This is a genomic window from Shewanella spartinae (genome assembly GCF_019457555.1).
In the GTDB taxonomy this organism is placed as follows: domain Bacteria; phylum Pseudomonadota; class Gammaproteobacteria; order Enterobacterales; family Shewanellaceae; genus Shewanella; species Shewanella loihica.
On record NZ_CP080418.1, the window covers coordinates 2,683,121 to 2,706,194 of the forward strand.

18 protein-coding genes are annotated in these 23,074 nt (G+C 54.2%); 5 read left to right on the forward strand and 13 right to left on the reverse strand.

Going from position 1 to position 23,074, the window contains the following annotated elements; genetic code table 11:
• Window positions 1-36: 36 nt before the first annotated feature.
• The 3 genes from K0I31_RS11855 (at window position 37) to K0I31_RS11865 (ending at window position 4,851) form a co-directional block, all read left to right on the forward strand.
• Entirely contained in the window at window positions 37-1,326 is a 1,290-nt protein-coding gene (locus K0I31_RS11855) for an alpha/beta fold hydrolase (RefSeq protein ID WP_220078515.1), read from the forward strand.
• A gap of 885 nt (window positions 1,327-2,211) precedes the next feature.
• Window positions 2,212-2,784: a hypothetical protein gene (locus K0I31_RS11860; protein WP_220078516.1), complete on the forward strand. Its 573-nt coding sequence runs from the start codon at window positions 2,212-2,214 to the stop codon at window positions 2,782-2,784.
• A 975-nt stretch (window positions 2,785-3,759) separates the two neighbouring features.
• Complete coding sequence (locus K0I31_RS11865; protein ID WP_220078517.1) at window positions 3,760-4,851, forward strand: type II restriction enzyme NmeDI-related protein; 1,092 nt, start codon at window positions 3,760-3,762, stop codon at window positions 4,849-4,851.
• Window positions 4,852-4,901: 50 nt separating this feature from the next.
• Here K0I31_RS11865 and K0I31_RS11870 read toward each other — a convergent pair whose 3' ends face one another.
• The 8 genes from K0I31_RS11870 to K0I31_RS11905 all read right to left on the reverse strand — a co-directional run bounded on the left by K0I31_RS11870 (window position 4,902) and on the right by K0I31_RS11905 (window position 14,258).
• Entirely contained in the window at window positions 4,902-6,029 is a 1,128-nt protein-coding gene (locus K0I31_RS11870; RefSeq protein WP_220078518.1) for a DNA cytosine methyltransferase, read from the reverse strand.
• Between the two features lie 726 nt (window positions 6,030-6,755).
• Complete coding sequence (locus tag K0I31_RS11875; protein ID WP_258406484.1) at window positions 6,756-7,619, reverse strand: DODA-type extradiol aromatic ring-opening family dioxygenase; 864 nt, start codon at window positions 7,617-7,619, stop codon at window positions 6,756-6,758.
• Complete coding sequence (locus K0I31_RS11880) at window positions 7,594-8,625, reverse strand: glutathione S-transferase family protein (RefSeq protein ID WP_258406485.1); 1,032 nt, start codon at window positions 8,623-8,625, stop codon at window positions 7,594-7,596. Before K0I31_RS11880 ends, K0I31_RS11875 begins: the two co-directional genes overlap by 26 nt.
• 78 nt (window positions 8,626-8,703) lie before the next feature.
• On the reverse strand, window positions 8,704-9,144 hold the full coding sequence (locus K0I31_RS11885; RefSeq protein ID WP_220078519.1) for a DoxX family protein: 441 nt from the start codon (window positions 9,142-9,144) through the stop codon (window positions 8,704-8,706).
• Window positions 9,145-9,427: 283 nt separating this feature from the next.
• Entirely contained in the window at window positions 9,428-10,336 is a 909-nt protein-coding gene (locus K0I31_RS11890) for a LysR family transcriptional regulator (RefSeq protein ID WP_220078520.1), read from the reverse strand.
• A gap of 219 nt (window positions 10,337-10,555) precedes the next feature.
• The gene (locus K0I31_RS11895) at window positions 10,556-10,936 is read right to left on the reverse strand and encodes a cytochrome c3 family protein (RefSeq protein WP_220078521.1); all 381 of its coding nucleotides are present in this window, start codon (window positions 10,934-10,936) and stop codon (window positions 10,556-10,558) included.
• A gap of 67 nt (window positions 10,937-11,003) precedes the next feature.
• On the reverse strand, window positions 11,004-12,662 hold the full coding sequence (locus tag K0I31_RS11900) for an HAL/PAL/TAL family ammonia-lyase (protein ID WP_220078522.1): 1,659 nt from the start codon (window positions 12,660-12,662) through the stop codon (window positions 11,004-11,006).
• A 36-nt stretch (window positions 12,663-12,698) separates the two neighbouring features.
• Entirely contained in the window at window positions 12,699-14,258 is a 1,560-nt protein-coding gene (locus tag K0I31_RS11905; RefSeq protein WP_220078523.1) for a flavocytochrome c, read from the reverse strand.
• 195 nt (window positions 14,259-14,453) lie between these two features.
• Here K0I31_RS11905 and K0I31_RS11910 point away from each other — a divergent pair, with 195 nt between their 5' ends.
• The gene (locus K0I31_RS11910; RefSeq protein WP_220078524.1) at window positions 14,454-15,977 is read left to right on the forward strand and encodes a sigma-54 interaction domain-containing protein; all 1,524 of its coding nucleotides are present in this window, start codon (window positions 14,454-14,456) and stop codon (window positions 15,975-15,977) included.
• Between the two features lie 113 nt (window positions 15,978-16,090).
• On the opposite strand, the gene K0I31_RS11915 is transcribed toward K0I31_RS11910, so the two are convergent.
• The gene (locus K0I31_RS11915) at window positions 16,091-17,248 is read right to left on the reverse strand and encodes a porin (RefSeq protein WP_144202830.1); all 1,158 of its coding nucleotides are present in this window, start codon (window positions 17,246-17,248) and stop codon (window positions 16,091-16,093) included.
• A 315-nt stretch (window positions 17,249-17,563) separates the two neighbouring features.
• On the opposite strand from K0I31_RS11915, the gene K0I31_RS11920 reads away from it, so the two are divergent.
• Complete coding sequence (locus tag K0I31_RS11920) at window positions 17,564-17,758, forward strand: DUF4250 domain-containing protein (protein WP_041407236.1); 195 nt, start codon at window positions 17,564-17,566, stop codon at window positions 17,756-17,758.
• A gap of 46 nt (window positions 17,759-17,804) precedes the next feature.
• Here K0I31_RS11920 and galE read toward each other — a convergent pair whose 3' ends face one another.
• From galE to K0I31_RS11940, 4 genes are all read right to left on the reverse strand, one after another.
• Window positions 17,805-18,815, reverse strand: coding sequence for a UDP-glucose 4-epimerase GalE (galE, locus tag K0I31_RS11925; protein ID WP_220078525.1), 1,011 nt, complete (start codon window positions 18,813-18,815; stop codon window positions 17,805-17,807).
• Window positions 18,816-18,842: 27 nt separating this feature from the next.
• On the reverse strand, window positions 18,843-20,402 hold the full coding sequence (locus tag K0I31_RS11930; RefSeq protein ID WP_220078526.1) for a sodium/sugar symporter: 1,560 nt from the start codon (window positions 20,400-20,402) through the stop codon (window positions 18,843-18,845).
• 96 nt (window positions 20,403-20,498) lie between these two features.
• Complete coding sequence (gene galK, locus K0I31_RS11935; RefSeq protein ID WP_258406486.1) at window positions 20,499-21,692, reverse strand: galactokinase; 1,194 nt, start codon at window positions 21,690-21,692, stop codon at window positions 20,499-20,501.
• Window positions 21,693-21,732: 40 nt separating this feature from the next.
• Window positions 21,733-22,839: a UDP-glucose--hexose-1-phosphate uridylyltransferase gene (locus K0I31_RS11940; RefSeq protein ID WP_220078527.1), complete on the reverse strand. Its 1,107-nt coding sequence runs from the start codon at window positions 22,837-22,839 to the stop codon at window positions 21,733-21,735.
• Between the last annotated feature and the right edge of the window lie 235 nt (window positions 22,840-23,074).

The following is a 23,074-nucleotide window of genomic DNA, read 5'->3' on the forward strand; positions in this document are numbered from 1 at the left end:
AAAGCATTACCAACAAGAATCAATTAAAGGCTCATCATGTCCGATCTACAACGCCTCGCCGGCATCCATTGCCGCAAACACTTTTTTTCGCTGCCATTGGATCACCAAGCCCCAGATGGCGAGTGCATCACTGTCTTCGCCCGGGAGTTAGTGGCGCCTGAACACACAGATAGCAATCTGCCTTATCTGGTCTACTTCCAGGGTGGTCCGGGCTTTGGCGCCATCAGACCCGCGGCCAACGGCGGCTGGATAAAGCGCGCCCTGCAGGAATATCGCGTCTTGCTGCTGGATCAGCGCGGCACAGGCCTCTCGAGCCCGATCAACTATGCCTCACTGGCCCATCTGGACTCACAAGCCCAGGCCGACTACCTCAGCCATTTTCGCGCCGACAGCATCATCCAGGATGCCGAGCTTATCAGGGCACAGCTGATTGGCGATGAGAAGTGGAGCATACTCGGTCAAAGCTTCGGCGGCTTCTGCGTGCTGAAATACCTAAACGATGCGCCCCATGGCCTGCATGAAGCCTATATCACGGGCGGCATCCCTTCGCTGACCCGCAGCGCCGATGAGGTCTATCAGGCCACCTACAAGCGAGTGCTGGCCAAGAACCAGGACTTCTTCGCCCGTTTCCCAGACGCGCAAGCACTGGTTAAACGCCTGGCCGCCTACCTGCAACAGAACGAGGTGCGCATCGCCACTGGCGAGCGTCTCACGGTGGAGATGCTGCAACTACTTGGGATCAACATAGGCATGGAGCAAGGCGGCGAGCCCGTCTATTACCTGCTGGAACAGGCCCTGATAGAGACGACCCAGGGCACTCAGGTCAACCCACTGTTTTTGGCTCACTTCTGCCAGCTGCTGGACTTTAACACCAACCCCATCTTCGCCCTGCTGCACGAGAGCATCTATTGCCAGCAAGACGCCTCGAGCTGGGCGGCCCATAGGGTAAGACAGACTTATAACGAGTTTAACTATCAGGCGGACAAGCCCTTCCTGTTTACCGGTGAGATGGTCTACCCCTGGTTCTTCGACCAGTTCACTAACCTCAAGCCGCTGAAACACGCGGCGCACCTGCTGGCCGACAAGGCCGACTGGCCCATGCTGTACGATCCCGCCAAGCTGGCCGACAACCAGGTGCCTGTGGCCGCGGCCATCTACAGCGAAGATATGTTTGTGGAGATGAATTACAGCCTGGAGACGGCGGCTCAGGTGGGTAACCTGCAGTACTGGCTCACCTCTGAATATGAGCATAATGGCATCCGTATGGATGGTGAGCATATTTTGGATAGGTTGATTGGGATTAATCGAGGGGAACGACTCAGGTAAATCTTCTAGGGGGCGTATCGCTCGCCCCTTTTCCCTGCTCTATCTCTTGATCATTTCCTGTTTCATTCGGCGGCTCGAACATCGAGGCTTTTTCACATTTCTAGCATGATTACTTTCGCCGTTGGTGGTGTTGGCGTTTGTTGAGATGATTTGAAGGTCGCACCTTCATGGCTGTTAATTGCCTGCGGCAGGCTTATGTGCAGATACGCCTGTGAGACGCCGTGAATAAATCCCTTTAGGCTCTACCGAAACATCCCTGTTTCGGAAGCTCACCGGCGTATCTACACTCGGTATCCAACGTCTCTTCGATTTGGCTTCATTTGCTACGGGTAGTAATTTGTAACTGTTCATTTGTTAAGTGAATTGGGAGTCGAACCTTTATCTCTATCAGTTGCTGCCGCAGGTGCGGTTACATTTGCTACACGCCGACTCTTTGTTTTAAAGGGAGTCCTCCATGGAGGCTCGACGATGGCATCTGACCTACATGGATATTGGGAATGCCAAAAAATGTTAGGAACATTTTTGGCCCTGCCATCGACGTCCGCAAATGTATCTACACCGAGTATCTATCGTTTCTTCGATTTAGCTTCATCTGTTTCTCGTTGATATAAGCTATTATTTTTAAGGAAAACAGCGCATAAAATATGACGCGTCATGTTGAATACCAACTATAGATTAGATTAAAGTTTCACCAGTCAAGGACAGAGCTAGGCCAACTCGATTCAAACATCGACTACGCCATACAGGGAATGAAAAAACCAACAAGCACCAATCAAATCCCTCAATAAGTTAACTCTGACCCCATTGAATTAAGAAAACAGCCGGAAATCAGGCGGCTGTGCTTTATGGACAGTCTTGGCACATTAACACAGTGGAGCATTCAGTTTGATTAAGTTAAGAATGTTAGAGGCGTTGTGTTCGCTATTATTCGGCGCTGCACTGTTTTACAGTGCAGCGCCCGGGGATACTGGTGTCTCTTTTTTCCCTATGTTGCTGGATTTGGAGCCGCTCTACATATGCTTTGCTATCTGGCTGATATTATCCGGTCTTATCGCTTGGTATTTCGGGCCTGCTAAATGGCCGAATATGTTGATTTTTGGGACCATAGGCATGTTGTCTATTGTCGTGTTATATCCTGTTGAAAAAAGAGTCTATCAGCCCCCAAGCAAGATAGTTGCCGCGGCGAAACAGTATTTGGATGACAACAATGTCTTATATAGCGATTTCGAGGCAATTGAACGGACTAGAAGCTTGTTTGATCCTTTTAGACCTCATTATTGGACTATTAGTGTTTACGCCAATAATAAATTTCCCAGTGAAGTAGAAACTGATGATTCCTGGGATCTAGAAAAGCATGGGCAGTTTGCGGTGTATGTTAGAGAATCATTTTGGGGAACTCTGGATATTAAAAGTGGAACATGGTCATCCGATCCCTCATTTTTTTGGCATAAGAAGTAAATTGCATAAATTATGGATACCATCCAACAACACTTCAACATCACTCAAGCCCGTCTCTAGAGCGCAAAAGAAATTAATCGGGCTAGCCATATGATATGTGGAGTCAGTGATATGTGGGGTCAGAGTATACTTTATTTGATTACCATATTTTTCCTCACCCCCAGCTTTAGAGTTCATGCTCTATCGCATTTCTAGCATGATTACTTTCGCCGTTAATGGGATTGGCGTTTGTTAAGGTGATTTGAAGGTCGTACCTTCATTGCTATTAATTGCCTGCGGCAGGCTTATGTGCAGATACATTTGCTACACGCCGTAAATCCGTCCGTGGAGGCTCGACGATGGCATCCCTGCCATCGACGTCCGCAAATGCATCTACACCTAGTATCTATCGTTTCTTCGATTTAGCTTCATCTGTTTCTCTTTGATGCAAGCTATTATTTTTAATACAGAAAGCGCATTAAAAATGTGACGTGGCATGTTGAATACCAGCTACAAGATAGATTAAAGTATCACCAATCAAGGACAGAGCTAGGCCTACTCGAATCAAACATCGACTACGCCATTCAGGGAATGAAAAAAACCAACATTCGCCAACCAAATCCCGCAAAAAGTTAACTCTTACCCCATTTATTTCTTTCACCATTAACGCGATGAAAAATTCCAGAGAACCGCGATTCATTGCCGTAGAACTTGACTGATACTACGCGTATAAATCGATCTTCCCGCAGGAGACGAATAGCTAAGCTGTTACTAGCCCCAATCGTCACCAGAAGGGACAAGACGTTGCGCAACACACTTAGGCATGATGAAACCGCCGATAAGAGGGAAGCACGACTGAAGGCGATGGATGTGAAATAAAGTAGATTGAAGCTATAACAATACTATCAGACAGACGTTTTATTATTAAATAACAGTGCTTTACTAATTAATGACTTTACTTTAACCTGCAATTGGTTACAAAGGGGAAGATTATTTATGCAGTACAGTGACTACACGGCAACAAACCTCGCAAGGGCAATCGATAGTCTAGACCGAAGAACGATCTACGACTACCCAACAAAAACAACCAAAAGCAGATTGAGAATCCTTCAAGTTACGTTACCTGAAGGGCCAATTTTGATAGAAAGAATAACCACACCCAAAGGGAAAAAAGAGCAAAAGAAAGAAGAGATCAGTATTTCCGTGGATATGATCCAGCGCCTGGCCAATGCGATCAAACCAAACAGGCCTGTTAACGTGGATCGGGTATTCGGTGGTAGTTATAATACGCGCTCAGCTTTAGAAACCTTGTTGTTACACACTGAGTATTTCTATCTGTGTTACCCAGGCAGAATTCAATACGTTGGTCAAAGCACTAAAATAAAAAACGGCCACAAACATCTCATTTATTGTCCAGATAACCCACATAGCGCAGGGATCATCGAAACACAAGAAGTACATAGTATGTGTATTATCGAAGCAGACCGAGATATTCAAATTGATGCACTTACATCTAATAAACCACAGCTTAAAGGAGCAGAGGCGGAGCTACAACGCGAGCACGAACAGATGCAGGTACTCTTGGTAAAATGCGCCGAAGCGCTTGGGTTGAAGGCATGGATTGCCAAGAATGATCATGGTGTCCAATACAATGGGAAGCGACTTATCGAGCAAGAAAACGTAATCAAAGACCTACGGAAAGTCGCAGCACTGCAAGGTTATATGGGAGCACCAAAAGCTGGGGAACTCATCGATTGCATTTGGTTCGATAAGGAAGGCCGAAATATACCGGCAATCATTGAGATCGAGCACAGTACCGGGGTTACTTCCGGACTAACCCGGATGAAAGGATTTATGGAAGCAGCTCCACGGCTGATGGATATGACCTATGTTATAGCGGCGCCTGATGACAAATACAGAACAAAAATCAACCAGAAAGCCAACGAACCCCAATTCAGAGAGCTGAACATTAAGTACCTACCTTACTCAGCAATTCTTGATTTATACCACCTAACAAGACGGAGTATGTGTGGGATAGACAATATCAAGTTCCTGCATACATTTTTAGAAGATCCATTAGCAGGCTGAAAAAGCTTCGCCTTAAATGCGAAGCTTCCTCGGTCAAATTAAGAAATAACTCATTTTATTCGATGAATAAAATCATTAATAGTCTTAGCTACCCCCAAAGCCGCAACATACGGTACACCATTACCAATGGTCTTGAACTTATCGCTCAACGTCATGGTGGCAGGCAGCTCAAACTCTTTAGGCAGAGACTGGATAGCCAATGCCTCTGCAGCACTTAAACGACGGGCTTCGTAGGGATGAAGGTGAACTTCGTTATTGCCATACGCAGCCGTCGGAGAGTAACGCCAGCGGTGCAGGCGCTTGAACGACTTTTTACTGGTATCACCTTCATCGACAAGCTTGAACTTCTCTGACTTAGGCTTGAAGAAAGCATCTGCATTGGGGTGGTTGAGAACATCGTTTTTCTCAAACCAATGCTCTATCGTCAACGGTTGGATAACACCTTCGGGCATAGGGGATTCAACACTTTCGTTAAACCGTGCAATCTCCGGCCATGACGGTACTTTCAGCGCCTCGTCACGCCCGTATTCCATATGGGACTCCCAGTCGAACAGCGAGTCTGGAATGGCCATTGCTTCAAGAGATTGAGTATCAAGCTTGGAAGCTACATTCTCCTTCCTGATCCCGAACATCAAAATACGGTCACGATCCTGTGGTGCGCCATACTGGATACAATTCACCAGATGGTCGGTCAGCACATACCCCGCATCACGCAGATCAGATTTAAGCTGCTCGTAAAATTCGCGGTGGCGCTTGGTGCGCCAAAGGCCCTTAACGTTTTCGAACAAGAAAAAGTCCGGCTTGTGCTGGATAATAGCATCCACGTAGGTACGCGAAAGGCGCCCATTTTCACCCTCGTGCCCCTTGTTCTTACCTCCTACGGAAAAATCAGGGCAAGGCGGGCCGCCAATAAAACCGACCATTTCACGCTTAGACTGTAGCTGACTGACTTGATCCTTTAGCCGCCCAACATATTCACCGTCACCGATGAACTCCTCGATACTACAATGGTAATGGCCAAACTTAGGCTCAGGCAAAGACATGACCTTTCGCGAGTGTTTGTATGCGTCAAGGAACGGCAGGTGATATTCATTCACAGCCGCTGTTTCAAACCCAGCCTTCTCGAACCCTAAATCCAGAAAACCTGAACCTGTGAAAAAAGAAAATATACTCGCCATAAAAAGCCTTAAAACAATAACCAAAGCGATAACAAGGATGGGGGATTCTACACTGTATGTACGTACAATACAAAGGTGCTAATACTAGCCTAACATACCTTTTTCTTAGACCTTCACTATTCCTTCCTTAGCTGTCTTCCAGCTCTTATGACACATGACGGCCAGATCACATATAGTACACTGCGAAGGGGAGCATGGCTTGGATATGTCGAGGCAGAGTAGACTTTATTTGATTACCATATTTATCCTCAACCTCGCCCAGATTTAGACTCCTTGCTCTATCGCATTTCTGTCCAAGAATATTTTAAAGCTGGACTGTCCTGTAACGTCAAATCGAAGAGACGATAGATACTGGTGTAAACACATTTGTGACCTTCCTATGTATGCCAAAAAATGTTCCCGACATTTTTTGGTATTCCCTCTTTCCTTGAAGGTCAGATGCCGAGGTAGAGCTCACAGGGAAGTGCTCGAACAACATCCATGTCTAAAGGCCAGTTCGGCATCCATGCCTCTCGTTCGTATGCACGAAGCTAGGCTTCACTCACCGTATCACAAATGTGTTTGCACATGGGGCCTGCTGCAAGCAATTCAACACCATGAGGGTCAAGGCTAGCATCGGCGAAGTAAAAACCTTTACGGCTAGATGTTTCAAGCCAAAAAGAAAAAGCCTTCATTCGAAGGCTTTTTCTAATCAAAAACAACTTACGGCAGGTCTATGCCGGGAAATCACTCGAGCCAGGCGTAGGTGTCTAGGGCGAGGATCTGTAGTTCGATGCTTTGGTGTAGTCGCAGAGGGGGCTTGGTGGCCTCATTAACTCCGTCGCCCTGCCCTGCGCCTAGGGCGACGTAGAAGGGCATCAGGTGTTCTATGCTGGGGTGGTTGAACCGGGCGTGTGGGGCCTGGCGCTCGACATCCAGCAGAGCGGGCAGATCTCCTTGGGAAAGCTTATCGGCGATCCAATTCACGAAGCTCTGCATCTTTTCTACCTTCTGCGGGTCGCCGGGGCGGCGAAACAGCTCGCCCAGGTTGTGGCTGATGCCGCCCGAACCCAGCACCAATACGCCGTCAGTGCGCAGGGATTTTATCGCCTGTCCCAGGCGGTAGTGATAGTCAGCGCCCTGGCGGCTGTCGATAGAGACCAGCACCAAAGGGATATCCGCCTCGGGATAGAGACGGCAAAGCGGCGTCCAGAGGCCGTGATCCCAGCCAAGCTTGTCATCTAACTCGGCGTCAAACCCGGCGGTTTGCAGAAGATCCGCGACCTCGGCGGCCAGCTTAGGTGCGCCAGGGGCCGGATAGTTAACTTGGTAGAGGGCGTCGGGAAAGCCATAGAAATCATGCACTGTGCGCGGGGCATCGTTTGAGGTGATACGCACCTTGCCACCTATATCCGTGTGGGCCGAGAACACCAGTATCGCCTTGGGCCTTGGCAGCAGCTGGCCCAGCTCGGCGAGAAAAGCGGCGTTGTCGCTGTCATCCAGGGCCAACATGGGCGAGCCGTGGGAGACGAACAGGCTCGGCATTACACCTGCACTGGTTGCAGTCTTTAGCCGCTCACTCACTTCAACGGAAATCTGTCTTGAACTCATATTTGTGCTCACTTTTAAACTCTTTACTGAACTCATAAGCTAACCTGGGGCCGACAGGCACTATGCCTGTTGGATTCAGCGCCTTGATCGAATAATAACCCTGCTTGATATGCTCTATGTTGACCGTGGCGGCGATGCCATCGAGGGCATAGATGCGCTGCAGATAGGCCTGTAGCTGCGGCTTCTGGGCGATCAGCTCACGGTTGCACTTGAACAGGCCATAGTAGGCGACATCGAAGCGCACCAGGGTCACGAAGGCGCGAATATCCGACTCGGTCAGCTGCTCGCCAAGCAGGTAGGATCGACCATCGCTCAGGGTCTGCTCCAGCTCATCGAGCAGGCTAAAGATGCCTTGATAGGCCTCTTCGTAGGCAAACTGACTGGTGGCAAAGCCCACCTTGTAGACGCCATTGTTTAACTCGTGATAGAGACGCTCATTCAGGCTATCGATAGCTTGATGCAGCCCCTCTGGATAGAGGTCCAATGCCGGATTTAGCGCCGAGTCGGTAAGGTGATCGAAGGCGGTGTTTAACATGCGTATGATGTCTGCCGATTCGTTATTCACTATCACCTGGCGCAGCTTATCCCAGAGCACGGGTACGGTCGCCCTGCCGGTAAAGCGTGGATCCACCTGGGTATAGAGCTGATGCAGATACTTGTGGCCATTTAGGCTGTCGCTGTCACCAGCTACCTTGCTATCAGGCGCGCCGCCAAACTGCCAGCCCTGCTCCGAAAGCACGGGGTTGACCACGCTGACGCTGATATGCTCGTTAAGGCCCTTGAGCGCCCGCACCATCAGGGTACGTGAGGCCCAGGGGCAGATATAGGCGACATAGAGATGATAGCGGCCAGACTCCGCCTTGAAACCGCCCTCACCCGTAGGACCTGCCTCGCCTGTCGGTGTTATCCAGTTGCGAAAGCTAGAGATCTGACGCACGAAACGCCCCTCATCATCCTTCGCCTGCACCGGCTGCCAATCTCCATTCCAACGACCATCGACTAACATCTGCTTCTCCTTCTAAACCCGTAACAGGATGCGGGGCATAGTCTCCTACACCCGCCCCTACCGTAAAATTGGCTAACCTTAGAGACGACCGGTCAGTAGCTTGTCGACCGAGTAGCGTCCGCCGCCCTGCACCGCCAGGGATAGCGAGGCCGCCAGCAATATCAAGGCAAACTCGTAGCCATTGTTAGAGACAAACAGGCCATTGCCCACGTGCAACGTCATGGCCACCGCCATGGTGAAGGCGGTCAGCGCCGCGGCGGGACGGGTCAGCAGACCCAGCACCAGTGCCAGACCTCCGAAGAACTCGGCGCTACCGGCCAGCAGGGCCATCAGGTAACCGGGTTCGAAGCCGACGCTGGCCATCCACTGTCCAGTGCCTTCCAGGCCATAGCCGCCGAACCAGCCGAACAGCTTCTGGGCGCCGTGAGCGGCAAAGATGAGTCCTAGGGGTAGACGCAGTACCAAGGGGGCCAGTCCTACATCGCTGTTAAGTAGTTTGATTAACGTTTGCTTGTTCATAATGCTCTCCTCAAAGATGTTTGGTTTGCAGCCTTTGGCTTGGATTAGGTATTAGCCATTCGCTGCCGATGAGGTAAATGTAGCTCTCAACGTTAAATTGATAAACATCACTATCATTTAATGATTAACAACAAAATGGCGATAATTGGCCTGGACGGCAGATGAGCTTGGGCTCGGAAAGCTTGAGAACGAGAAAGCTGGTTAATGCAAGAAAGCTAACTAGAGCGAGAAAGTTGGCCAGAGCGAGAAAGCTGGCTAATGCGAGGAAGCAGGCGTGAGCCAGCTAGTCGTCTATCGCATCCCAGTAAGGGGTCTTGCCATAGTATTGGCTCAGGGCGTCGACGAAACAGCGCACCTTGCTGGCGAGAAACTTACGGTGCACATAGACGGCGTACAGGCCGAAGGGCTCTGGCGTGTAGTCGATGAGGATCGCTTTGAGCTTACCACTACGCAGGGCCTTGCTCACCAGAAAGGTGGGCTGCACCACAATGCCGCGACCGGCGATGGCGGCCTCCACCAGCATGTCGCCGTTGTTACAGGCCAGATCGCTTGGGATCTTCAGCGCCGAGAAGTGCTCGCCGAAACGACCGAATGCCGCGCCAAGATCCGAATAGCTAAAATGCAGGTAGTTGTGATGGATAAGATCCGCCGGGGTCTTGGGCTCACCGCGCTCGGCAAGATACTCGGGGGAGGCGCAGACAACCAGCTTGATCGGGGTGAGCTTCTTGGCGATAAGCGAAGAGCTTGAGAGCTGACCGATGCGCAGCGCCACATCGACGCCATCCTCCAGCAGATCCACCTTCTTGTCCGTTAGGGTGATATCCAGCCTGACATCCGGATGTTGCTGCTGAAACTGCACCAGGGCACTGGGCAGATGGTGAATACCGAAGGACATGGGGGCGCTGACCTTAAGCAGACCCGAGGCGGTCTCGCTGAGGTTGGTCAGGGCGTTGTCCATCTCCTCGATATCGATAAGCACCTGCTGACAGCGCTCGAAGTAGGCCCTGCCCGCCTCGGTCACGTTGACCCGCCGCGTGGTGCGATTGAGCAGACGCACCTTGAGATGCTCCTCGAGCTGAGACACATACTTGCTGACCAGCTGTGAGGAGAGCCCTAGCCTGTCTGCCGCCTTGGTGAAGGAGCCCTCCTGCACCACGGCGGTAAAGGCCTTCATGGTATCGATTCTATCCAAGATAAGCTCCCCTATTCGTTCTTAATCAGTCGCCAAATTAGTCATCAGATGTTGATAATCAAAGACAAAGTAGCCTATTTACTAGAATAACTGAAGGTAATTGCTGGGAAATTGCGGGGAAGAGGCAAAGAAAAAGCAAAGAAAAAGGCCACAGCAGCGGGAGCGTGCGCTGTGGCCCTTGTCCCCAGACTCGGCACTGGGCGCCCTAGCCGAACTTGGCTAACGTTTCATCTTAGGGTACTTAAACTCATGACACTGGTTACAGTACACCTTGCTCTCCTTGTGCTCCTGATGACAGTAAGTACAAGGAAGATCGCTGCCATAGTGCAGGCTGTCGTGGGGGTTTGGCTCAACGCTGTGGCCTGCCCCCTCGGGGCGCTTGGTCAGCTCCGCCATCTCGGCCGCCGTGCCGTGGCAAGACTCGCAAGCACTCATCTTAGGAATGCTCTTGCGTTTCGCCTCCCCATGACAGGCGCTGCACTCGATCTTGCCCTGCTCGTTGGTCATGATCTCTTGGTGATAGTCTTTTAACTTCATGGCCTGTGCGCCCGGCGCGCTCAGTAGCGCCGCCAAACAGAGGACCGATAATACTCTTAACATCTTGAATCCTTATTGTGGGGCGACCAGCGCCCCAGCTAATAACTTGCTTAGGCTAACGCCCAATCCATCAGTACTTGACGATGAAGTCGTGTGACGCCTGAATGTCTGGCGTGAACGGACGGTCAAGCTCGACGAAAGGCACCTGCTGACGATACGCCTGGTACATGGCTTTAGTCGCCTTACCTAGCTTAAGGTCGGCGTTGTCGGCCTTGCGCAGGTCGACCGCCTGGGTAGAGTGCAACAACTCCAGGCCATACATGGTGTTGATGTTGTCGACTATCTGGATCAGGTTGTCGCTCGCCAGCTTAAGGTTGGTAAAGGTGTCTTCGATGTTACCGGCGATCTGAATGCCGTCGAATGACACTGGGGTTGCCAACATCTTGTTACGCACCTGCATATCCACGAAGGTCTTCTGGATGGCGCCGAAGGCGTGACCATTGTTACCCGGCGCGCTCAGGAAGCGTGGCAGATGGGTAAAGTGATCGTCCGACAGGTGAATGGTGCGCATGGCGCTATTGTGAGACACATGGGTCAGGGCCACACTCAGTTGCTGCACCGCCAGGGCCACAGGGAGCGGCTCGAAGTTAGTAGTCGGGAACACACCGCCCTTGCCTTCGACCAGATACTTGGCCACCTGAGAGTTTTCGGCGTACTGCTTGCTTGCGCCCAGGATCACCCCAGGGTTATCGTCTGAGTGGTTGATCTGAATGTCGATCACCTGACCGAGATCAGACAGCGCCTTCTGGGCACTCGCCAGGGTATAGGCGGTGGTGCGATAGCTCAGCGGGTCTTGCAGCGGACGCTCGCTGTTGAGATCCCACAGGTAGCTGCCAGAGAGTGAGCCCAAGATATCCTCAGTGGTCGCCTTCAGATAAGGGAAAGGACGAATATCATTGGTCTGTGGCAGGAATGGCGCCACGTTACCGTTTAGCCCTTCCAGGCTCAGGCCAAACACGGTTGGCGAGACCTGCAGCAGATGCTCGGCGTCCTGATAACCTTGCATGGCGTAGGCCACGGCGACCGAGTTGTTCGACAAAATAGAGAGCGCATCTTTACCGATAGGCTTAAGCGGCTTGACGCCTGCCTTGCTCATCGCATCGACACTGCTCATGCGCTTGCCTTGATAGAACACGTCCCACTCGCCGATCATCGCCAGGCCCACGTGGGATGCCAGCAAAATGTCCGCCTCGCCTACTGTGCCCAGCGATGGAATCACAGGCGTGATCCCCTTGTTCAGGTAGGCCTTGTAGATCTCGGCCACATAGGGCTGCACGCCGGTGTGACCAGACAAGATGGTATTGAGGCGTACCGCTAGGGCGACACGGGTGAGTCGCACCGGCATCGGCTCGCCAACGCCCGCGCTGTGTGCTCTTAGGGTGCTGTAGTTAAAGGATTTAGAGGCCGCCATCACCTCGGCGCTTAGCTCGCCGTTGGCATCGAACAGCTTGTGGTCCTTGTTCAAGCCAACGCCTACTGTGAGACCATACACAGGCTTACCCAGACGCGCCGCTTCCATCAGCAGATCGTGAGCCTTCACCAAAGCGGAGGCCGCCTGAGGCGCGATATCTACCTTGGCACCATCGGCGATTGCCCAGGCCTGAGCCTGAGTCAGATGCTGACCGTCCAGCACCACGGTATCGCTTGCCATGGCGGCGCCAGAGGTCATCGCCAGGGCGCTAGTTGCCAGGGCGGTAGTTGCCAACAGAGTGTTTACTTTTTTCATCATCAATTCCTTAATATTTTTCTCGGCTGCACACCTGTGCTAAGCCTGTTTTAATTCGATTGCCGCGCTCGCCGCGCAGATACGACCGGCGTTTCTGCCCGTCACCACACCTTCTGCCACGGCGCAGGCGCCGAGACGGCTCGCCCCATGGATGCCACCCGTCGCCTCGCCGGCGGCATACAGGCCGTCGATCGGCTCGTTGCTCACCAGATGCAGCACCTGAGACTGGGTATTCACCTTCACGCCGCCCATGCAGTAGTGCACCTTGGGCCACATGCGCACGCCGTACCAAGGGCCCTCTTCCAGCGCCATGGCCTTCTGCATGGGGCGACCAAACTCCTTGTCTTCGCCGGCTTTTACCGCGTCGTTCCAGCGCGCCACCTGGGCCTTCAATGCCTTGGCGGGGATCTGATACAGAGCCGCTAACTCTTCCAGGGTGTCCGCCTTCTGGATCACCTTGTACTTAAGGCCCCACTCCAATGTCTGGGCCTGGGCCGCGCCCTTGGCATTGGTAAAGCCCACGGGATAGACGGGATTACCCTGGTCATCACGGCGGGTCATGATGGCATCGGCGCGAGCCTTACGGTCGGCCAGCTCGTTGAAGAAACGCTCGCCGGTACGCACATCCACCACTATGCCGCTTGGATAGGTGGCGATGGTGTTGAACTGAGAGGCGGTGCCGAAGCCCTTCTCGTCCGGTGATGCCCAGGGGCCGAGCTGGATCTGATCCAGATGGATCGGGTTGGCGCCGATCAACATCATCTGCTTGAGGGCCTCGGAGGTCGCGCCGGGATGGTTGGTCGAGTCGAGATCGCCATTTAGTTCAGGCTGCTGCATTTGACGATACTCGAGATCGCGGGAGAAGCCGCCGGTGGCCATGATCACCCCTTTGCGTGCGCCGATAAGACGTATTTTACCCGTGCGCTCCTGCGGGAAATAATAGCCATCGCGAACTTGGACACCGATCACGCGACCGGCCGGATCTTTCACGAAAGATTCGAGCTTGGTCTGATTTCGCATCTCGATACCATGCTGCTTCGCCGCCTTGATCAGGGGGCGAATGATGCCGGCGCCAGAGCTCTGCACCGTCTGTAACACGCGCGGCAGCGAGTGGCCACCGAAGTGCTGCACAAAAGGCTTCCACTCGACGCCATAGGCCTCCAGCCACTGACAAGACTCGGCGGTGCCGTTACACACCAGCTTGAGCATCTCGACATCGTTCATGCCGCGACCCGCCTTGAGCATGTCGGCCACCATGGTATCGACCGAATCCTTGATCCCTTCCTTGGCCTGCAACTTAGAACCGGCCACCGCCATGGCGCCGCCATTGATGGTGGAGTTGCCGCCAAACACGGGCATCTTGTCGATCACCATGACGCTGGCACCGGCCTCTTTGGCCTGCAGCGCCGCCGACATGCCGGCGAAACCGCTGCCGATCACCAGCACATCGACTATCTCATCGAACCTGGGCGGCGTGTCACCACTACACTCGGCCGCCTGGGCGCTCATGGCACCCAGTCCCGCCACACTGACGGCCATCGCGGCGCCGCCTTTTAACAGCTGGCGACGACCCGGGCTTATCAGATCTTTCTGTTTCATTTTTAATTTTCCTTTCGACCATTTGAGCAAAGTAGAATCGGGGGAATTCGCCTCGATTTCATGCAGATAAGATTGCACCCGGCATGCCAACTACCTAAAAAGAGGGGGATAAGCAACAATTTATGAAGGGGGGCACAGAATCACGAAATATGATGATCTACAATCACGAAACTTCGTGATCACCGTGACATTTCAATGCAAAAACAATTCTATTTCGAAGCCACCCAGCGACTCTGTAGCAGCCTGGAGCTGGAGCAGTCCCTGCGGGCCTACTTCGAATATGTCAGGCAACACCTGCCCATCGACGGCATCTACCTCAATATCTACCGCCCCGAATATGGCGACATCCAGTTTCTGGCCCATGTGGATGAGGCGCAGACCACGGCGCTGAATAAACAGGTGAAGATCTCCGCCGAGATGCAGGCCCTGCTGAGCCAGCCCGACCGTCCGGTGATCCGCATAATCAACGATCTCGAGCACGATCAGGTGACAGGCTTCGTCGCGCCCCAGGTGATCCCCAATATCCAGTCGGTAATTCTGCTGCGCATGCTCAGCGGTAACACCCATCTGGGGGTGGTGGGTTTCTATGCCAAGCAGAAGGCGCAGTTTTGTCATCGCCACGCCGAGCTTATCGAGCCCCACAAGGACACCCTGTCGCTGATCACCGCCTTTAATCTCAAGGGGCGTAATCTGCTCAGGGCCAATCAGGCGCTCACCCAACAAAACCGCCTACTCAAACAGGCCTTCAACCCCTGCGGGGTGATCGGCGCCGATTCTGGCCTCAAGCGGGTAATGACCCAGGTGGAGGCGATCGCCAAGCTGCATACCAGCGTGTTGATTCTGGGGGAAACCGGCTGTGGTAAGGAGGTGATCGCCAACGCCGTTCACTGCAAGTCACAGCGGGCCGACAAGCCCTTCATCAAGGTCAACTGCGGCGCCATCCCAGAGAGCCTCATCGACTCTGAGCTGTTTGGCTATGAGAAAGGCGCCTTCACCGGCGCCGAGCAGCGTAAGGCAGGTTTCTTCGAACAGGCCAACGGCGGCACCATCTTCTTAGACGAGATCGGCGAGCTTCCCCTGTCGGTACAGGTACGCCTGCTGCGGGTGCTGCAGAACGGCACCATCACTCGGGTAGGCGGCTTCGATGCCATCAACCTAGATATTCGGGTGATCGCCGCCACCCACAGAAACCTGCAGGCCATGGTGAAGAAGCAGACTTTTCGTGAGGATCTCTGGTATCGCCTGGCGGTCTTTCCTATCGAGATCCCCTCGCTGCGTCAACGCCGCTCGGACATTCCCCTGCTGGTGCAGCACTTTATCGAGGTGCTGGCGGCCAAGTTTAATCTGAACAAACTGCCCAGGGTCAGCAGTGAACAACTCGACAGCCTGAATCACTACCACTGGCCGGGCAACGTGCGTGAACTGATCAATGTGCTGGAGCGGGCCATGATCGAAGCCCCCGAGGGACCGCTTAACTTCAACCTGACTCAGGTGGACAAGGTGGAACCCGCGGCCAGCGGCAAACATGAGACCATCATTATCGATCCCAGCCACGCCAGCGATAAACTGGTGCCCCTGGATGTGATGGTGAGTAAGTATATCGCCCATGCGATGCGGATCACCGGCGGTAAACTCTATGGGCCGGGCGGCGCCGCCGAGATGCTGGACATCAACCCCAATACCCTGCGCAGCAAGATGAAGAAGCTGGGGCTGTGCTAATTGCTTTGGCATTAGGAGCTTAGTGTTAGAAACTGGCGCTAGGCTTTTAAATATCAGAGACCAAAAAAAAAGCACTCCGAGGAGTGCTTTGAACCTTGCAGGGAACAATCAAACTAGAAGAAGTAGCGGATACCGACGGCGTAGCTGTTGTCTTGTGCCGCCTCGAAGCCTTTATCATCCATGTCGCTGAAGTCGAACTTGGCTTCGGCAAACATCACGGTATCGCGGCTGTAGCGATAGTGCAGGCCTAGCACGGCAAACTGACGTGTCCAGTTACCCTTGATGGCCGTAGTCTCGTCGGTATCCAGATCCTGATAAGAGATCAGGAAGCTAGGCACGAAACCATTGTCATAGTGGTAGGCCACCAGGAACTCGGCGCCGGTAGAGTCATAAAGCTGACCGGCCACCAATTCGTTTTGCTTGCTCTGATGGGCGTTGAAACCGACATAGAGGCCCTTGGCGTCGCGGCCCGGCGCATACTGGTAGAAGGAGCCATACTGGGCGCCGATACCTATGATCTCGTTGGTATCATCGACGCTAACTCCGGCCAACTCACCCTCGAAATCGCCGCGGTTAAAGCCGGCAAGTACCTTGAACTTATCGGTCACATGATAGGTCAGGTTGGCGCCATAGCTGGTGTCGAAGCTCAGGTGAGAGCCATCGTCCACCGCCTGACCATTCTTATCAAACAGGGCGACGTCACCATTTTGCTTGGCGGCGTATTGCAGCGCGATATCCAGATCGCCGAAGCTGTTACGATAGATGAAGGCTGAATCGGCACGTCCCGCGCCCGTTAGGCCACCGTCACCGAAGGTATAGGCGCCAACCGAGTAGCCGGTATAGACGTTTAGCACGTCTGTGGTGTAGGCCACGTCATAGTAGGCGCCCCATTGCTTACCAAAGCTCAGGCTACCCCACTTGGCGTGAGACAGGCCGACATAACCCAGGCGGTTAAACAGGAAGTCTGAGGTCTTCTGCGCGCCCAGCTGGCCGCCCACATACTTGAGCGAGTCGTCGCTGGTGACCATGTTGATGCCCCACTCTGTGTGAGCGAAGCTGCGCCAGCCGTTCTTCTCCTGGCGGTCGAACCGGAAGCCGACACGCGAAAAATTATCGACCACGGCGGTATCGTCACCATCGTTAACCGCGGCGAAACCTAGCCAGCCCATCATATTCAGAGCATTGGTTTGATCCTTGTACAACTCGATAGCCTGCGCCGAGCTGGCCATCAATACAGATGGGATCAACAGAGCCAATAACTTCTTATTCATCACATTTTCCCTTTATCAGTGTTTACGCTGTTTTTTTGTTAGCTTGGGTATTCCCAATGACCTCTCTCTACCAGCAGCTAACGTGCCAGCACTGGATAAAAGGGCTGTATCGACAGGAAGTTAGAATAAGATCAAACGTTCACGAAATATCGTGATACGTCATCACTAAATATCGTGTTAACAGTTAAATATCGTTGTAAATAGTTATGGAAAGAGGTGTCATCAAAGGGCGAAGCCGAGTAACAGCGCCGTTGTCAGCCCATAAAAACTGGGCTAAACCTATAACAGATGCATACTCAGATGCAGGAGGACGAGATGGATTACCACTTAACCCAGCTAAGCGGCGATATTCTGGTGGGCATAGTCAACGAGCAGCTCAGGCTGAACTGTCATGATAGGCAAGACCTCTTCTACCAGCTGGACATTCCCAGCGCCCAGCTTGAGCAGAAGTTGGCGGCCTCTGGGTTCGAATATGACCCCATCAGCAACCAATACAAGGCCTGTAAATAGCGATTAACCTGCCAGCGAGTTAAGAAGCTGTAAACCAAGAAGCAATTTAGCTATATCCCAGGGGATTGCGACACTGCCAGCGCCAGCTGTCTTGCATCATCTGCGTAAGATCTCTCGCCGCCCGCCAGCCGAGCTCCTGGGCCGCCTTATCTGGACAGGCATAGCTGGCGGCGATATCCCCGGGCCGGCGCGGCGCCATATGCAGCGCAATGTCTTTACCGCTCGCCTGCTCGAAGGCCCTTACCATCTCAAGCACAGAATAGCCCTGCCCCGAACCCAAATTAAAGATATGACAGCCCGCCACCCCATGTAGGCGCGTCAGGGCCGCCAGGTGCCCCTGCACCAGATCCACCACATGGATATAGTCGCGCAGACCTGTGCCATCGGTTGTGGCATAGTCGCTACCAAATACCGACAGATAGGGCCGGCGCCCCATGGCGACCTGGGTGATGTAGGGCAAGAGGTTATTGGGCTCCCCCTTGGGATCTTCGCCAATCAGCCCGGACTCGTGGGCGCCTACTGGATTAAAGTAGCGCAGCAGGATCACGCTCACATCTTGCTGCGCGCTGGCCCACTCGGCGCACATCTGCTCCACCACCAGCTTGGTCTGGCCATAGGGGTTAGTGCTGGAACAAGGCGCCGACTCAATAATGGGCAATGTTGGATTGGCCCCATAGACGGTGGCCGAGGAGGAGAAGACCAGAGTCTTCACCCCATGGCGCGTCATGGCGCTAAGCAGGCGCATGGAGCCGACCACATTGTTGTCGTAATATTCCAGTGGCAGCCGGGTCGACTCCCCCACCGCCTTGAGCCCGGCAAAATGCATCACGGCATCTATGGCATGGCGCTCAAACAGCGCATCCAGCGTCCGCTCGTCACGAATATCCCCCTCGACGAAGGTGAGTTTGGCCGCGGTGATCCGCTCGACCCGCACCAGGGACTCGAATTTGGCCCGCGACAGGTTATCCAGCACCACCAACTGATGCCCGGCGCTCAGCAGCTCGACGCAGGCATGGGAGCCAATGTAGCCGGCGCCCCCTGTGACTAAGACGTTCATCTTTTCACCTTTCATCAATTCAATATCCTACCACCAGGTGACATAGAGAAAGTTGAGGATCACCACTACCCCGAGGGCACTGAGGTTGAAGGCTCTGCCCGTCTTGAAGCTGACGCCGCAGAGCGCCACACTCGCCCCCTCTTCGAGAGAGCGCCCCATGAGGGAGACCAGCACGCTAAGGGCCAGACAGAGCAGGAACACCAGGCCGATGCGATCCATGAAGGGCAGCTCGGGCCAGTAGAACCTCAAGCCGAAGGAGAAGATGGCCGAGCCCAGCGCCGCCGCCAGCGCCCCTTGAGAGGTCGCCCTGCGCCAGAACATGCCCGTTAGGAAGATCACCACGATCCCTGGGGTGAATACCCCGGTAAACTCCTGAATATATTGAAATGCCTGCTCGAACTCACCCAGCAGCGGCTGGGCCATCACCAGGGCGATCAACAGGCTTATCAGGCTAGACAGCCTGCCCACCAACACATAGTGCCCCTCGGATTTGGCCGGGCGCAGCATGGCATAGATATCCATGGTGAATATGGTCGAAATGCTGTTGGTCATGGAGGCCAAGGAGGAGACGATGGCGGCCACCAGGGCGGCAAACACTAAGCCCTTCACCCCGGCGGGCATCAGGGCCATCATGGAGGGATAGGCCTGATCCGGCGACTCCAGTCCGGGATAGAGGAGCACGGCGGCTATCCCCGGCAACACCACAATGAGCGGCATCAAGAGCTTGAGGTAGGCGGCGAAGGCGATCCCTTTCTGCGCCTCGGCCACGCTCTTGGCCGCCAGGGCGCGCTGTATGATGTACTGATTAAAGCCCCAGTAGCTGATGTTCATGATCCACAAGCCGCCTACCAGCACAGAGATCCCCGGCAGGCTCATGTAGTGGGGGTTACTCTGACTCAGGATCATCTCGAAATGTTCCGGCAAGGCGCTGGAAAGCCTGTCGAACCCGGCCCAGACGCCCTGCCCGTCCGCGACCCTGTCCAGCGCCAGATAGCTGAGCAGCAGGCCGCCGAAGATCAGCAGCACCACCTGAATGATGTCTGTGTAGGCCACCGCCTTGAGGCCGCCATAGAGGGAGTAGGCCAGGGAAAACAGCGCCAGGAACACCATGCCATAGAGCCAGTCTATCCCCGCCACCGTCTCGATCGCCAGTCCGCCGAGCCAGAGCACGGCGGTGAGGTTGACGAAGATGTAGACAGACAACCAGAACAGCGCCAGTGTGGTCTTCACCCGCTTGTCGAAGCGCTGCTCCAGGTACTGGGGCATGGTGTAGATCTCGTTCTTGATGAAGATGGGCAGCATATACTTGCCCACCAAGATCAGGGTGATCGCCGCCATCCACTCGTAGGAGGCGATGGCCAGACCGATGGCATAACCAGAGCCCGACATGCCGATGATCTGCTCGGCGGAGATGTTAGAGGCGATTAAAGATGCGCCGATCGCCCACCAGGGCAAGGCCTTGCCCGCCAGAAAGTAGTCCTTTGTGTCTCGCTCATGACGTTTGTCCTGGCGGGAGATCCACAGCGCCAGCCCCAACAGCCCAAGGGCGTAGACCAGCAAAATGCCAATATCCAGTGTCTCTAACATAGTCGTCTTCTCTTATTCTTATGACTTTTTCTATGGCGAGCCCCTGGCCCGCCCCCAAACAGGCTTAAGCACTTAGGCCTTTAGGCGCTTAGACGCTTAGGCGAAGGCCCCCGCCCCGCTTTGGCACAGATAGATGTCCGCCGTCAGCCCTGTCTTTGCCTGATACTCGGCGGCGATTGTCTCGCGCACCTTGGCTATCTTGTGCTCTGGCAGCAGAGCGACCACACAGCCACCGAAGCCGCCGCCAGTCATGCGCGCGCCGCCATCCATGCCCAGCACCTCGCTCACCAGTGCCACCAGACAGTCCACCTCAGGGGTGCTCACGGCAAAATCATCTCGCAGCGAGCGATGAGAGGCGGCCATCAGACGGCCGATGCGGGCGCTATCGCCTGCGCTTAGCGCCTCAGCCATCTCCAGCACCCGGGCGTTTTCACTCACCACATGGCGGGCACGCCGAAACAGAGTGGACTCGAGCGAGGCTTCTGCCTGACACAGTTGCTCGTAGCTCACCTGCCGCAGCGAGCTCACGCCGAAATGCTGCGCCACCTGTTGGCACTGCTCGCGCCTCAGGTTATATTCGCTGCCCACCAGCGCCCGCTTCACGTTAGAGTTGATGATCATCAGGCTTAGGCTGCGCGGTAGGGCTACCTGATTGATAGCGAGATCGCTGCAATCGAGCAGCATGGCGCGCTCCGCCTCTCCCATCGCCGAGACCAGCTGATCCATGATGCCGCAGTTACAGCCAACGAACTCGTTCTCCGCCTGCTGGCCCAGCTGCGCCGCCTTGATGCCGTCGACCTTGAGATCGAATAGCCCGGCGAAGGCCTTGATCAGCGCCATCTCAAGAGAGGCCGATGAGCTAAGCCCCGCTCCTTTAGGTAGATTGCCGCTAATCATCAGGCTGGCGCCCCTGAGAGGTGGCTGACCCGTCTCGGCCAGATAGGCGCTTAGCATCTTCACCGTACCGCGCACATAGTTGCTCCAGGGCGAGACGCTATCCAGTGGCATCTGCGCCATTGCCTGGTCATCGAGCGAAAAGCTAACCTTCTCGTTGTCCATGTCTCTCGCCACCACCTGGATCTGGCTATCATCGCGCTGTGATGCAGCCACTAAGGTGCCCCTGTCGAGCGCCACAGGTAGTACCCAGCCCAGGTTGTAGTCGGTATGATCGCCTATCAAATTGACCCGCCCCGGGGCATAGGCCACCAACGCAGGTTCTTGGCCGAAGGCCTGGGTGAAGGCCTTCATCCAGGCGTGAGTAAGAGCTTGAGTTAACTCGCCATTTTTCATCTTTCTGTCCTTTTGTTTAAAGCATGGCTTTATCTGTGTTTTATTGGCTCTGCTTGTCGTGGCTCTGCTTGTTGTGGCTGTTCTTGTAATGGCTACTCGTGTAGTGGATTGGGGATTGTTCCCTCAGACGTGCGGCGGCCTGCTCTGGGGTGATGTCCCGCTGGATCTCGGCCAGCAGCTCATAGCCCACCATGAATTTTTTCACGCTGGCGCTACGCAGCAGCGGCGGATAGAAGTGGGCATGCAGGCGCCACTCGGGGTGGTCCTGGCCATCAAACGGCGCGCCGTGCCAACCCATGGAATAGGGAAAGGCGCACTGGAACAGGTTGTCGTAACGCACGGTGAGCGCGCCTATGATCTCCCCCAGGCTTTCACGGGTTTCGGCGGTCAGCTCGGTCATGCGCCTAATATCAAATCTTGGCAGCACGAGGGTCTCGAAGGGCCAGCTGGCCCAGTAAGGCACAAGCGCCACCCAATCATGGTTGCTTACCACAATGCGCACTTCTTGCTGTAGCTCGCGCTCGACATACTCGCCCAGGAGATTGCCATGATGCTGCTGGTAGTAATCCGCAAGGCGCTGCTGTTTCGTCGCCACCAGGGTGGGAAGGTGGTTATGGGCCCAGATCTGCCCATGGGGATGGGGGTTAGAGCACCCCATGGCGGCGCCCTTGTTTTCAAATACCTGCACCCAGAGATACTTCCGCCCCAAAAGCTCGCTCTGGCTCTGCCAGGCGGCGATCACCGCCTGCATCGCCTCGGGGTCGAGCTGCGCTAGCGTCAGGCTGTGATCCGGTGAGAAGCAAAGCACGCGACTCTCCCCCTCTACCGTCTCGAAGCGAAACAGCGGGTCCTCCCCCTGAGCCTTGGGACCGTCACTATTGAGGGCCGCGAAGTCGTTTTGAAACACGAAGGTGGTGTCGTACTTAGGGTTTTGCTCGCCATTGATGCGTTTATTGCCTGGACAGAGGAAGCACTCGCTGTCGTAGCTGGGCGCGGTGGTTAGATCCAGCGCCTCGGTCTGTCCCTGCCAGGGCCGCTTACTTCTGTGGGGTGACAGCAACACCCACTCGCCGGTGAGGGGATTGAAACGGCGATGGGGGTGTTCATCGGTTGAAAACTGCGGCTTAGCCAGGGTCTTTTGAAACATAATAGCGATCTACATCCTTGGTTCTTAAGTGATCGCTATGCTCGGCCAGTTGCCCCTTACAGTCATTCCTGAAAAGGGGCTTTTATTTCCCATTTTCTTGCCTGATCCGTATGAGCCCCTCTCTACCGCGCAATCTTAATTCGATTCCGTGCAAACAAAATGACTATCTTAGCCCGACAATCGCCGCCAAAACTTTACGACCAAAACGTTGCGGCTAAAGCTTTGCGGCCGGAGC

Excerpts from the sequence above, each read along its gene's own strand:
- K0I31_RS11920 (WP_041407236.1), top strand. The coding sequence starts at position 17,564 with ATGGATTACCACTTAACCCAGCTAAGCGGCGATATTCTGGTGGGCATA.
- K0I31_RS11910 (WP_220078524.1), top strand. The coding sequence starts at position 14,454 with ATGCAAAAACAATTCTATTTCGAAGCCACCCAGCGACTCTGTAGCAGC.
- K0I31_RS11915 (WP_144202830.1), bottom strand. The coding sequence starts at position 17,248 with ATGAATAAGAAGTTATTGGCTCTGTTGATCCCATCTGTATTGATGGCC.
- K0I31_RS11930 (WP_220078526.1), bottom strand. The coding sequence starts at position 20,402 with ATGTTAGAGACACTGGATATTGGCATTTTGCTGGTCTACGCCCTTGGG.
- K0I31_RS11895 (WP_220078521.1), bottom strand. The coding sequence starts at position 10,936 with ATGTTAAGAGTATTATCGGTCCTCTGTTTGGCGGCGCTACTGAGCGCG.
- K0I31_RS11855 (WP_220078515.1), top strand. The coding sequence starts at position 37 with ATGTCCGATCTACAACGCCTCGCCGGCATCCATTGCCGCAAACACTTT.
- K0I31_RS11865 (WP_220078517.1), top strand. The coding sequence starts at position 3,760 with ATGCAGTACAGTGACTACACGGCAACAAACCTCGCAAGGGCAATCGAT.
- K0I31_RS11900 (WP_220078522.1), bottom strand. The coding sequence starts at position 12,662 with ATGATGAAAAAAGTAAACACTCTGTTGGCAACTACCGCCCTGGCAACT.
- K0I31_RS11940 (WP_220078527.1), bottom strand. The coding sequence starts at position 22,839 with ATGTTTCAAAAGACCCTGGCTAAGCCGCAGTTTTCAACCGATGAACAC.
- K0I31_RS11880 (WP_258406485.1), bottom strand. The coding sequence starts at position 8,625 with ATGTTAGTCGATGGTCGTTGGAATGGAGATTGGCAGCCGGTGCAGGCG.
- K0I31_RS11875 (WP_258406484.1), bottom strand. The coding sequence starts at position 7,619 with ATGAGTTCAAGACAGATTTCCGTTGAAGTGAGTGAGCGGCTAAAGACT.
- galE (WP_220078525.1), bottom strand. The coding sequence starts at position 18,815 with ATGAACGTCTTAGTCACAGGGGGCGCCGGCTACATTGGCTCCCATGCC.
- K0I31_RS11905 (WP_220078523.1), bottom strand. The coding sequence starts at position 14,258 with ATGAAACAGAAAGATCTGATAAGCCCGGGTCGTCGCCAGCTGTTAAAA.
- K0I31_RS11870 (WP_220078518.1), bottom strand. The coding sequence starts at position 6,029 with ATGGCGAGTATATTTTCTTTTTTCACAGGTTCAGGTTTTCTGGATTTA.
- galK (WP_258406486.1), bottom strand. The coding sequence starts at position 21,692 with ATGAAAAATGGCGAGTTAACTCAAGCTCTTACTCACGCCTGGATGAAG.
- K0I31_RS11885 (WP_220078519.1), bottom strand. The coding sequence starts at position 9,144 with ATGAACAAGCAAACGTTAATCAAACTACTTAACAGCGATGTAGGACTG.